12 protein-coding genes are annotated in these 12,386 nt (G+C 53.4%); 7 read left to right on the top strand and 5 right to left on the bottom strand.

Translation table 11 applies throughout. The annotated features are described in order from the left end of the window. Positions 1 to 313: 313 nt before the first annotated feature. The 3 genes from Q31b_RS09340 to Q31b_RS29340 all read right to left on the bottom strand — a co-directional run bounded on the left by Q31b_RS09340 (position 314) and on the right by Q31b_RS29340 (position 2,014). Positions 314 to 1,159, bottom strand: a complete 846-nt coding sequence (locus tag Q31b_RS09340) for a transposase (RefSeq protein ID WP_146599375.1) — start codon at positions 1,157 to 1,159, stop codon at positions 314 to 316. A 48-nt stretch (positions 1,160 to 1,207) separates the two neighbouring features. Then, complete coding sequence (locus Q31b_RS09335) at positions 1,208 to 1,507, bottom strand: hypothetical protein (RefSeq protein WP_146599374.1); 300 nt, start codon at positions 1,505 to 1,507, stop codon at positions 1,208 to 1,210. Between the two features lie 378 nt (positions 1,508 to 1,885). Next, positions 1,886 to 2,014, bottom strand: a complete 129-nt coding sequence (locus tag Q31b_RS29340; RefSeq protein WP_261343844.1) for a hypothetical protein — start codon at positions 2,012 to 2,014, stop codon at positions 1,886 to 1,888. A 225-nt stretch (positions 2,015 to 2,239) separates the two neighbouring features. Here Q31b_RS29340 and Q31b_RS09330 point away from each other — a divergent pair, with 225 nt between their 5' ends. From Q31b_RS09330 to Q31b_RS09300, 7 genes are all read left to right on the top strand, one after another. After that, positions 2,240 to 2,608: a carboxymuconolactone decarboxylase family protein gene (locus Q31b_RS09330; protein ID WP_197171237.1), complete on the top strand. Its 369-nt coding sequence runs from the start codon at positions 2,240 to 2,242 to the stop codon at positions 2,606 to 2,608. Positions 2,609 to 2,779: 171 nt separating this feature from the next. Beyond that, positions 2,780 to 2,977, top strand: a complete 198-nt coding sequence (locus Q31b_RS28085; RefSeq protein ID WP_197171235.1) for a hypothetical protein — start codon at positions 2,780 to 2,782, stop codon at positions 2,975 to 2,977. After that, a complete protein-coding gene (locus tag Q31b_RS09320) occupies positions 2,890 to 3,228 on the top strand; it encodes a P-type ATPase (protein ID WP_146599372.1) in 339 nt (112 codons plus the stop codon). Before Q31b_RS28085 ends, Q31b_RS09320 begins: the two co-directional genes overlap by 88 nt. A 67-nt stretch (positions 3,229 to 3,295) precedes the next feature. Continuing rightward, complete coding sequence (locus Q31b_RS09315; protein WP_146599371.1) at positions 3,296 to 3,655, top strand: SpoIIAA family protein; 360 nt, start codon at positions 3,296 to 3,298, stop codon at positions 3,653 to 3,655. Positions 3,656 to 3,699: 44 nt separating this feature from the next. After that, on the top strand, positions 3,700 to 6,351 hold the full coding sequence (locus Q31b_RS09310) for a plasma-membrane proton-efflux P-type ATPase (protein ID WP_146599370.1): 2,652 nt from the start codon (positions 3,700 to 3,702) through the stop codon (positions 6,349 to 6,351). Further along, positions 6,344 to 6,652, top strand: a complete 309-nt coding sequence (locus Q31b_RS28080; protein ID WP_197171233.1) for a hypothetical protein — start codon at positions 6,344 to 6,346, stop codon at positions 6,650 to 6,652. Before Q31b_RS09310 ends, Q31b_RS28080 begins: the two co-directional genes overlap by 8 nt. Before the next feature lie 261 nt (positions 6,653 to 6,913). After that, complete coding sequence (locus tag Q31b_RS09300) at positions 6,914 to 9,064, top strand: glycogen debranching protein (RefSeq protein ID WP_146599369.1); 2,151 nt, start codon at positions 6,914 to 6,916, stop codon at positions 9,062 to 9,064. A gap of 82 nt (positions 9,065 to 9,146) precedes the next feature. Here Q31b_RS09300 and Q31b_RS09295 read toward each other — a convergent pair whose 3' ends face one another. Both Q31b_RS09295 and Q31b_RS09290 read right to left on the bottom strand, forming a co-directional pair. Next, entirely contained in the window at positions 9,147 to 9,509 is a 363-nt protein-coding gene (locus Q31b_RS09295) for a response regulator (RefSeq protein WP_231617419.1), read from the bottom strand. Continuing rightward, positions 9,506 to 12,370, bottom strand: a complete 2,865-nt coding sequence (locus tag Q31b_RS09290; RefSeq protein WP_146599367.1) for a PAS domain S-box protein — start codon at positions 12,368 to 12,370, stop codon at positions 9,506 to 9,508. Before Q31b_RS09290 ends, Q31b_RS09295 begins: the two co-directional genes overlap by 4 nt. Positions 12,371 to 12,386 lie beyond the last annotated feature (16 nt).

Below are 12,386 nucleotides of genomic sequence, written 5' to 3'. Positions count from 1 at the left end.
AAGCACTGTCATGGTCAAACTCAATAAACGAGGTGCGCGCATAACGATAGCGGCACTACCCATAGGGTAGTTTTTTTGGAACTCAAAGTCCAGTGAATTGTTTGCCGCCGGCACTTCTCGGTCAGCATGGTGTGGTTCAGTCTCGCCACCCTGGTAGATATCCGAAGCTCAGTAGCCTCACACTGTCTTATCCGGCGTTTGAACCGCTGACAGAGCGTCACGCTTAGTACACGGGCTTGTGATCATGGCGGATGCCATGTCGATGCCCTCGGTGTCGATGGACGTTATCAGTGTGCCTTGCGGCAGTAACAAGTCAGTGCGGACTACGAGCTTCGGACGTTTGGTATTCTAACCTATTTGCTTCTCCCACTCCAAGACGAATTAGCAACGGGAGTAGCAACTCACCGATCGCCGTCGTTGCTCCACTTTTCTTCTTCGCTAACTCGGCAAGCGGTTTTGCTTCACTTGCGTAGCTGGTTTTTGGAAGCCATGCGAACGCTTCGTTCATGTCGCGAACGGTTTGCTCAAGCGGCGTATGATGTGTGCGATGAAACTCGCGAAGTTTCAATAACAGATACTCGCGGTCGATATTCTTACCACGCCAAACTTGACGGCCACTAACGATTTGAAAAATCATTCGATTCGCTCGGTTCGCAATCCGACATTGCTGATCCACCGTCACCACTTTTTGCGTTTTCCAAAGAGCAGCTAAACCACGATAGTAGGGATGACACTTAATCAAGTTCTTGGCCACTAAGATACAAGCTGCACGTAAACGTCGATTGCAACTTTTTGCCACGCTATCACTTCGATCAACTTCGTCGCTTTGGTAACGTGAAGGATGCAAACCGCCACGACCGTTGATTGCACCAGCAGATGCATAATGTTCGATCGGTCCTGCTTCTCCTGCCAACTCACCTGCGGAAACGACATTGATACCCGTTACGGACAAGAGCAAGACATAAGGCGTTTGCACCAGAAAACACGACATTTCCCGCTCTGTTTGTTCCACTTGCTCCTTCATCATCGCATGCAACTCGGCGAGTTGTTTCCACTGACTGGTGAGCAGTGGAGCGAGACAATCTCCATACGCATGCATTCGATTCCAGGTCGGGGAAGCGAAGACAAATCGTTCCGTTCGGTCAGCAACCCGGGCCATAGGGGGCAATCCGTTGCCCCTTCCCGTATCGTTCGGTTTTTGACGCAGTCACCTTGAACTGCCCACGGTCCTACTGGATCTCAGACCACCGCAGACGAAGCACCGATAGGTCACGACTGGGCAGCAAACGGGTTTGCAGTAAGTGACGGCGACCGAAGTCGTGCGAACCACCGGCTTGTAATACACAACTGGCATGTATCGCACAGTCACAACCGGTGGGCAGCAGACCACGGGGTGATAGCGGCGGGCTGCGCGACGATGGCACAACCCTCCTGCGTCAGCCGATGAGCTTGTCAACACGCCCGCCAACAACACCGCCCCTGCACCAAAGAGCATCTTACGTTTCATCTCAAATCTCCTCATCAAAGTTGTTGTCTCGCAGCGTCAACTTGGCAACTGCCTTTTGAAATTGCAAAGCAACTCTTGGACCGTTCAAGTGAAATAGGCTTCTGGCTTTCGCTTTTTCGGATTGACGGCAAGGCTGCAATCTCACCCGACCAATCTTACTGCCAACAACAGTCCGATCCCCAGGCTGAACGCGGCAAAATAAATCACGTTGATCTTGAGGCTGTGGTGGTGCTTGATCTAGGGGATCAAGTCGGTAGCTGCGATGGAGAGGAAATTGCCTGCGGCGAAAGGAACCAGGAAAACAACTTCGATTTTTTAGAAACGGCAACCCATCCGCACCTGTATCTTGTAGCTTGTGTGCGATCGAGGCGATGTTCTCTAGGACAGACTGGTGCCATCTGTGACATCGACGCCCATTGGCCTCAGCAACTGCCCACCGATGCGTGCTTGGCGTTCGTATGTACTGAGCAGACATTCGCTGCTGAGCGTTTGGTCCCGAGTTTGCATGTTGAATATATGCATGTTGAACAACGGTTAGACCAAGTAACGCTTTTTGTGGGTGACCGCATCAAGAAACACCATCACGTCGCAATGCCACAGGTCGCGTACTGAAATCTGCGTTGGAAGCTTCGATGTGAGGCGCATTGACTGGCTTACACGTAATTGACATTGCGTGACGGGCCACTATTTGAACACTTCTCAGTTCACGAATTTAGATAGGAGTAATTGACCATGACTGCATCTTTATCAGACGCCGCGGCTTTTCCCGAACAGCTCGAGACAATACGAAGCGGTATGAGGGCTTTGTCCAAATCGCAGCCTGCGACAATGAAGAGTTTTTCGGCACTCCATGCCGCCAGCTCTGGATCGGGTGCGTTGGACAGCAAGACAAAGGAACTCATCGCACTCGCAATCGCGGTAACTGCGCGATGCGATGGTTGTATAGCGTACCACACTCATGATGTGCTTGAGGCGGGTGCATCACGTGAGGAAATAATGGAGGCGCTCAGTGTTGCGATTTTGATGGGTGGCGGGCCAAGTGTTATCTACGCCACGCATGTGGTTGAAGCGATGGATCAATTTGAAAATGCGAGCCGTTGAGTCATTGAGTCATTGAGCCATTGAGCCGTTGAGCCGTTGAGCCGTTGAGTCGTTGAGTCGTTGAGTCGTTGGGTCGTTGGGTCGTTGAGCCATTGAGTCGTTGAGTCGTTGAGTCGTTGAGCTGTTGAGCTGTTGAGCTGTTGAGCTGTTGAGCTGTTGAGCCGTTGAGCCATGCTAACCATGACCAAAGAGTTTCCGCGACACGGAACGGAATCGACGCGTGACGACGCAATCGAAGTAGCGGGCATTCTGGAGTCGTTTGGCACGGGCATCGCTCAAGGATTGTCAAGCGAGCAACCAGCGGGCGTGCGCTCGGAATCGTCGTCGGAACTGGAACTCAAACAGAAATTGGACGTGTCTCCACGTTGACGGAGTCGATCGGAAGAGAAAAGACACCATTGCAGCACAAACGAGCGGTGTTGGGCAAACAGCTCGGCTTCGCAGTCGTCGCGATCGCCATTATCGTGTCGGTAGCGGGCTGGGCGAAGGGCAAACCGCTACTGGAGATGTTTCTTACCGGTTCCGTTCAGGAGTTGCCCCTATTCGCACAGTCGTTGTCTCAATGCGCACATCCTGGTTTTTCGCGGTCTCGTTTTTCGCATGTTTTAGAACTGGCATAGCAACTGCTTCGTCGGGGGGGCATCGTTTCTTCGTTGTTCCAACCCCCGAAAGCGAAAAGGTGTATCGATGTCTGTTGAATTGAGTGAAGTCCAGCAAGGAAACTACCTGGAAATTCAAGTCACTGGGAAGCTCGATAAAGAAGCCTACGATTTGTTTCTTCCGTCCGTAGAACGCCAGATCGAAGTGTGCGGCAAGATTCGCATCCTGTTTGCCATGCATGATTTTCACGGATGGGACGCCGGTGCGTTGTGGCAAGATATCAAGTTTGACGCGAAGCACTTCAATGACATTGAGCGGTTGGCAATCGTTGGCGAAAAGAAATGGGAACGCGGCATGGGGGTGTTCTGCAAGCCGTTTACGACGGCCAAGATTCGCTACTTTGACCAGAGCGAAATCGACGAAGCTCGCCGATGGCTTTCAAGTTAATCGCGGGTGCTGATCGAAGTCCATGAATTGCTGGAGTGAATATTATGTTGAAACGCGACGATGTTGCCGACGAATCGCATGTCGATGCACAATCACCTGCTCATTTGGATCGTGAATTGAATGAGCTGTCGTTGCCAGACCTCCAATCCGAACTGAAGTGTACGCTTGAGGGTATGACGCAGGAGGACGCAGGACGTCGATCGATCGAGTTCGGATTCAACGAGATTCCCGAAAAGGGGCAGCGTCCGCTGCTGAAATTTCTTTCGTATTTCTGGGGACCGATTCCCTGGATGATTGAGGTCGCAGCCCTCTTGTCAGCACTGGTTCAGCACTGGGAAGACTTTGCCATCATCTTGGTGCTACTGGTCGGAAACGCGGTGGTCGGGTTCTGGGAAGAGTTTCAAGCAGGAAACGCCATTGCGGCACTCAAGTCGCGACTTGCCCTCAATGCCCGAGTCCGTCGCGACGGTAAATGGACTTCAATCCCCGCACGAGAACTTGTTCCGGGCGACGTTGTCCGAATGCGGTTGGGCGACATCGTGCCGGCGGACGCAAAACTACTCGACAGCGCAAAACGTCGTGGACGAGGTAACGAGTCCCAAGCGGAGGGACTCGTAACCTCATCTGCGACGAAGGCTGATGATGTGCAGTCCGAAACTGGCGATTCGGTCGAAGTCGATCAGTCGGCGTTGACGGGAGAGTCTCTTCCAGTCACCCGTAAGGCGGGTGAGACTGTCTTCTCTGGTTCAATCATCAAGCAGGGCGAGATCGACGCGCTCATCTTTGGCACTGGCGGCAATACGTATTTCGGAAAGACGGCGAAGCTGGTCGAAACCGCGCAAACAACAAGTCACTTTCAAAAAGCAGTCTTGAAGATTGGTGACTTCCTCATTGTCGTGGCCGTCGCCTTGGTTTCCTTGATTCTATTGGTCGCGTTATTCCGAGGCGATCCGATTACCGAAACGTTGCAGTTTGCATTGGTGCTAACGGTGGCAGCCATTCCCGTCGCGATGCCAACGGTGTTGTCAGTGACGATGGCGGTTGGTGCGCGGGTGTTGGCTCGCGGCCAGGCGATCGTCAGTCGATTGGCGTCGATTGAGGAATTGGCGGGCATGGATGTCCTGTGCAGCGACAAAACCGGAACGTTGACGCAAAACAAGCTGGCACTTGGCGAGCCATTCATCATGAATGGTATCACGAAAGATGAACTCTTACTGGCTGCGGCGCTTGCTTCTCGGGCAGAAAACAAAGACCCGATCGACGAAGCGGTCTTGGCCGGTTGTGATGGTGTTCGGACCAGCGACTATGAAGTGGTTCACTTTCAACCGTTTGATCCTGTTCACAAACGGACCGAAGCAACGGTTCACGATAGTCGCGGTGGAGAGTTTAAAACCAGTAAAGGCGCGCCGCAGGTCATCATGGACTTGGTTGATTCAACACAAAATGTCGCGGACGAGGAAACGAGTTCTGCGTCGAAGGATTCGTTACCTCATCCACTACATGACCGGGTGCAAACCGCGATCGATGACTTCGCCAAACGCGGATTTCGTTCCTTGGGTGTTGCTCAATGGGATGCACACAACGGTTGGCGGTTTCTTGGCGTGTTACCGCTGTCCGATCCACCACGCGAAGACTCCGCATCAACCATCGCAACCGCTCATCAAATGGGTTGTGCCGTAAAGATGGTGACGGGCGATCAGTTGGCGATCGCACGAGAAGTCGCCACTCAACTGGACATGGGCTTCAACCTCGTCGATGCACAGGCGTTCCAAGACACCAGCTATCAGGATGCTTCTCAGGTCGATGCACTCATCGAGAGAGCCGATGGATTCGCGCAAGTTTATCCCGAACACAAGTTCCACATTGTTGACGTGTTGCAGAAGCACGGGCACATCGTGGGAATGACGGGCGACGGGGTCAATGACGCGCCAGCGCTCAAGAAAGCGGATTGTGGGATCGCGGTATCGGGTGCAACCGACGCTGCTCGAGCTGCCGCTGACATCGTGCTGCTTTCACCTGGCCTGTCGGTAGTGATCGACGCTATCAAGGAATCACGCAAAATCTTCCAGCGGATGACCAGTTACGCGATCTACCGAATTGCCGAAACGATCCGTGTGCTGCTGTTCATGACGTTGTCGATTCTGGTGTTCAACTTCTATCCGGTCACGGCAGTCATGATCGTATTGTTGGCGCTGCTCAACGACGGTGCGATTCTGTCGATTGCGTATGACCGTGTGCAGTACGCCAACATGCCCGAGCGATGGGATATGCGATTGGTATTAGGCGTCGCAAGCGTTTTGGGTTTGGCCGGCGTTGCCGCCTCGTTCGGTCTATTCTATCTGGCTGAACAGGTTTACCAACTCGACCGCGACACCATTCAGTCGCTGATGTATTTGAAACTATCGGTCGCAGGCCATTTGACGATATTTGCCACTCGCACGCGAGGTCCTTTCTGGTCCATCCGCCCCGCGCGGATTTTGTTTCTCGCAGTCTTGGGGACTCAAGTGATCGCGACCTTGCTTGCGGTGTATGGAATTTTGATGGCTCCGATCGGCTGGAAACTCGCAGGATTGATCTGGTGCTATGCTCTCGCTTGGTTCCTCGTCAATGACCGACTGAAAGTGATCGCGTATCGAATCTTCGATCCGTCCAATGATGTCCTCACTCAACAGAAAAAGGAAGACTCCGATGAATAACTGGCTACAGGAACAAGCGAGCTGGAGGGACCGGGTTGATTTCCGGTCGCAAGGCGTTCCAACGTCCGATGTCCGAAGATGTCGAGCTGCTACGCGGAATCCAAGACGTTTATCGCTCACCGGATGTGACGGTTACCTAGTGACTAGCCAACCACTACCATTGGTTGTGTACTTCAGCATGGAATCCATCGACAACGACGGCCTGCAACCGGAACTCCATTCGTTCAACGATCCCAGACAGTTGCCGATTCGTAGTGAGCGGCCTGCTGATTTAATCGGTTTGACTCGACTTATTGTTTAACGCCAAGCCATAGGCGACCGCTTATAGAAAAGCTGACGCCTTCGGCTAAGCGTTAAACGATTAAATCAGCAGGCCGTGAGTAAGGCATCCCCGTCAAGTGGTTGTCTCGAATGTAGGCCAGCATGTCGCAACTGACGACGCCGTTTTCCGCTGTTCGCACAGTGGGTGGTACACCGAGCAGCATTACTTGCCTGCTGCGACTGTCTATCGAAATCGTTCGGAACTCGGTGGCACCGTGTCGAAAAAAGGAACTTGAGTCCGATGAACGCAACCAGAAAACGTTGGGAGGCAACCGAAGGTTCGCCGTTTCCGCTTGGTGCAACTTGGGTTGAGGAAGACCGTGCGTTCAACTTCTCAATCTACTCGAAACACGCCGAAGCTGTGCGGCTGTTGATTTACTCTAAGAAAGATGTTGTTGTCCCGCTTCTCGAATACTCGTTCAACTACTTGAGCAATAAGTCTGGCCCGATTTGGCACTGCCGCATCGATGCTGCCGAAGCCAAGGACGCAGCCTACTATGCGTACCGAGTCGATGGGCCGGCACCTGAGCCCGGATTCGATTGGCATAACTTCGACTTTGAGAAAATCCTGCTTGATCCTTGTGCGCAAAGCGTCTTCTTTCCCGATGGCTTCAGCCGCGAAGCCGCCTGCCGAGCTGGTTCCAACGCGGGCCAAGCTCCGCTGGGAGTGTTACCCAACCAACTCCTTCTCTCCGACCAAACCGACCCGTTGCCTTGTCCACTACGCCATGACAGCGATCTTGTTATCTATGAATTGCATGTCCGGGGATTCACACAACACCCCCGTTCCGGAATCCCGGAATCCCATCGCGGCACCTTTCTCGGTGTTGTGGACAAAATCCCTCACCTCGTCGACCTCGGCATCACCGCCGTCGAACTGATGCCAATTTTCCAGTTTGATCCCGACGACGGTGACTACTGGGGCTACATGCCGCTGAATTTTTATTCACCGCATCATGGGTATGCAACTCAGCCTGACGAGTGCAACCAACAACACGAATTCCGGAGGATGGTTCAAGCTTTGCATGCGGTCGGAATCGAAGTCATCTTGGACGTCGTTTACAACCACACCTGCGAAGGGGACCACACCGGGCCGACGTATTCTTTCAAAGGCATCGACAACAGTTCGGCGTACATCATGACGGGCGACCCCAACGTTCCGTTTGCCAACTACAGCGGCACTGGCAACACGCTGCACACCGCCAATCGAGCCATCCGGCGACACATCGTCGACAGTCTGCGGTTTTGGGATCAGCAAATGCACATCGACGGATTTCGATTCGACCTTGCGTCCATCTTCACCCGCAACTCCGATGGTTCGATCAACCTGGACGATCCGCCGATCATCGCCGAGATCGGCACCAACGCCGACCTGACCAACAACCGCTTGATCGCCGAACCCTGGGATGCTGGCGGTGAGTTCCAACTCGGTCAAAAATTTCCCGGCCAACGTTGGATGCAGTGGAATGCACGCTACCGTGAAACACTTCAGCGATTCGTCCGTGGCGACAGAGGGCTCGTCCGTGATCTGATGACGCGTCTTTATGGCAGCGCCGATCTCTTTCCCGATGATCGAATGCACGCTCTTCAACCTCCGCTCAGCGTCAACTACATCACTTCGCACGACGGATCAACGCTCTACGATCTCGTTTCCTACAACGAAAAAAACAACTGGGCCAATGGCCACAACAACACCGACGGCAGCAAAGAATACCGTTGGAACTGCGGATGGGAGGGTGACGAGGTCTCTGACGTAGTGGACGAGGTTACGAGTCCCGACACGCAAGGGATCGTGACCTCGTCCACGACGAATGCGTCACATGATTTTGCAGTGGTACTTGCCTTACGCAAACAACAAGTCAAAAACTTTATCTGCTTGCTGATGCTCTCCAACGGAACGCCGATGTTCCGCATGGGCGACGAGTTCCTGCAAACCCAAGGCGGCAACAACAACCCGTACAACCAAGACAACGAAACAAGCTGGCTCGACTGGGGACGCTTAAGCAAACACGACGACATCTTTCGCTTCGTCAAACAGATGATCGCCTTCCGCAAATCCCATCCGTCAATCAGTCGTTCCAGATTCTGGCGCGACGACATCAAGTGGTACGGCACGGGCCACCTAGTCGACATGTCACCCACCTCTCAACAACTGGCGTTTTGTCTTCACGGAGCTTCCCAAAACGACACCGATCTTTACGTCATGATCAACGCTGCGGATGCAACGGTTGAGTTCGGAATACACGAAGGGGCATCGGGTTCGTGGCGACGCGTCGTCGATACGTCGCTCAACAGCCCGCACGATTTCGCAGAGGTACCCGACAAGTCCGTAGAGAAATCTTGCTATTCCGTAAACGGACGGTCCGTCGTTCTCTTGGTAGCAGCAGGGTGACGTCCTTTTCAGCCATCATGGGGCGGAGGGCTCGTTACCTCGTCCACGACGGCCACCCCGAAGTTTTCGTTGTGACAAAGCACTAAGCAGCCGGACAGGCTCGGGTGATCGCTGCTTGCAAGTCGGGGATACTGACTGGCTTTTGCAGATAGCCGACGATGAATGTCTTGCTGGCGTTGGTTGGTTTTTCATGCGATGATAGGATGATGATCGGTACCGACAGTGTTTTACTAATCTCGGTAGCCGCTTCGATCCCAGACATCTCCGGCATCATCACGTCGGTAATGATGAGGTCCGGGTTTTCTGATCGACAAAGTTCGACCAACTGCCGTCCGTTTTCCGCTTCGACGACCAGCTCATAGCCGAGCCGTGGTAGGAGTCGTCGGAAATACTGACGAATGTCCTCTTCGTCGTCGGCGATGGCAATTCGTAAGGAGTGTGTCACGAGAGTGTCCTTGGCAATGTGATGAGGAACTCGGCCCCGCCGTCCTTGGCGTCTCCGACTGCGATTGTCCCCTGGTGTGCTTCAACAATACGATTAGCAATTGCCATACCTAGTCCTGTGCCCTTCGACTTTGTCGTGAAAAAAGCCTCGAAAATCCGTGCTCTCTGTTCCTCCGTTAATCCTGGCCCGTTGTCGCGCACCGATACGCACACCGCCGGCGTGCCATTGAGTTCGGCTGCTGTGCAGGAAATGCCAATCCGAACCGGATCGTTACAGGCAGCGAGTGAGTTTTCAAACAGGTTGCGAAACACCTGTTCGATTCGGAAGGCGTCGAGCCAACAAGTGAGTTCGATCGAATGGGGTTCTTCGATAAGCTGTGCAGGATGGTTGTCACGTGAGGGTTGCAAATTGGCCCAGGCTTTTCGCCAGACGGCCGATAGCTCTTCGGGGCTGGAATCAAGCTGCATTGGCGCGGCGTAGTTACGCAGTCCCTCAAAGAGTCGTAGCAGGTCCCCTTTGGCGCGGGCAATACGATCGAGATCGGCGCGTGATTCAGAATCCACTTCGATTTCAAAGCCAAGCATGTCCAAGCCAACCTGGATTCGTTGCAACGCATTGCGGCTTTCATGGGCGATAGCGGAAATCATTTGTCCGACCGCAGCCAGCCGCTCGGACTGAATGATTCGTTCGCGTGCTTCCCGCAATTCGGTAACATCCGATATGTAGCCCTCCAATGCAACGACTCGACCGTCTCCGTCCCCGGCAAAAACACCCTCGCCCTGTTCCCATAACCAGCGAATCTCACCACTGCAGTGACAAATTCGATAGCTCAACTGAAAGGGCCGTTTTTCAGAAATCGCCTGTTGAATCTCCATTGCGAAGTTCTCTCGATCCTCCGCAACGATGACAGATGCCCAATTCAGGAACGCTCGTTCATCGATTGGCGTCGTGGACGAGGTAACGAGTCCTTCCGCATCGGACTCGTCACTTCGTCCACTACCTCGCCTGCTCTTTGCGGTTCCAGACATAAACTCTTCGGGAGCGTATCCCGTTAGTTCCTGACAACCATCACTGATGTATTCCGTCGTCCAGTTGCCGTCGTATTTGCGACGATATGCCGCTCCGGGAAGGTTGTTGATCAGCGTTGAAAGCTGACGCTGTTTTTCTCGGATCGTTGCTTCGGCCCGCTTGCGTTCGGTGACGTCACGTATGATTCCCAAATAGCCGATCGGTTTTCCATATGAATCACGAATGATTGTTCCGACGATTTCGCCAGCAAACACCTCGCCGTTCTTACGTCGCCAACGAATCTCCTGGATGTCTTTTTGGGGTGTCGCCGTTAGATTGAATCGTTGCTCGGCTTGCTGGCGGAAATCGTCCTGATTGGCATAGAAGATCGCCCCGTGTTGACCTTCCATTTCGCTGCGTTCGTACCCAAAGATGCGGCACGCACTCTCATTAACAAACGATAGTTTGCGATCGAGTTTGGCGAGCAATATCGCATCGGGAATGCCATGGACGATGGCTTCCAACACCGATCGTTCACGATCCAGCTCCGCCTGCGCTTGGACTCGCTGCGTAATGTCGTTTTGAACTTCAACAAAATGAGACAGAATTCCTTCGGAGTCCAGTACCGGCGAGATCGTTGACGACACGTGAATCCGCTTCCCATCCTTGGTCATGCGAGTGGTCTCGAAGTGATTGACCGGTTTGCCCTGCCGAAGTCGTTCCGTATTTGCGTCGAGTTCGTCGATACAGTCTTCGGGAACGAGCAAATCTATCGGCATTCCCAATGCTTCCTTTGCTGAATAGCCATACAGACGTTCCGCGCCCGGATTCCATCTTTCGATCACGCCATCAAGATTTTTCAAGATGATGGCGTCATCGGTAGAGTCGACGATTGCTGCCATCTGACGCAGTTCGTCGTCCACGGTCACTCGCTCGATCGCAATCGCCGCCAGCTTTGCGAAGCTTTCAACGAACTGCAAATCGCGGGCATCAGGCGTCCGTGCTTCCGCGTAGTACATTGCGAACGTCCCCATCACTCGTCCACAGGGAGCAAGGATGGGTTCGGACCAACAAGCTCGGAATTTCGCCCTGGTCGCCAGATCACGATAGTCTTCCCACAACGAACTGGTATGGATGTCCTCTACGATCACACGCTTTCGAGTGAATGTAGCCGTACCACATGAGCCGACGCTAGGGCCAGGCGTCATCGCTTCCATCGCATCCAAATAGAAGTCGGGCAGTTGTCGTGATGCTCCATGCCGCAAGCAACCCTCTTGCTGATCCAACACGAGAATCGAGCCAATCATCTCCGGCCGCAACTCTTCCGCCACTTCGATGATCTCGTCAAGCACTTTGGCGAGCGGCTGGCCTTCTGCCAAGCTTAAAAGAACTCGGTTACGACCACGCAGCTCTCGCTCGAACGAATCATGCTGATCATCAATATCGGTGCAAACGGCCTGCCAGTGCTTCACTGTCCCATCCGCGTTGAGCGTCGGCAGGGCTTTAAGGATGTGCCAACGGTACGAGCCGTCCACCATGCGATACCGCAATTCGACATCGTGGTTGGCACGAGTCTGAATTGCATGTTGCCAGGTTGCCAATGCGTGCTTTTGGTCTTCTGGATGGATGGCTCGTGTCCATCCGTCCCCGAGCGAGTCTTCCATCGACAGCCCTGTCATTTCAACCCATTTCCGGTTGAAGAACATTGCCGATCCATCTGCAGCACACATCCAAACCATCACCGGCATCGCATCGGCAAACGGTTGAAAAGCTTCGTCGAAAGTGGATTTTGCAGTCATTTCGTCATCATGATCGCTGGAGGTGAACGATAGATCGGAGATTTCGACGGGCATGTGCTTGACTTTTGTG

It is taken from the genome of Novipirellula aureliae (genome assembly GCF_007860185.1).
Taxonomy (GTDB): domain Bacteria; phylum Planctomycetota; class Planctomycetia; order Pirellulales; family Pirellulaceae; genus Novipirellula_A; species Novipirellula_A aureliae.
Note: the sequence above shows the minus strand (reverse complement) of the source record. Positions and strands in the feature narration are given on the sequence as shown.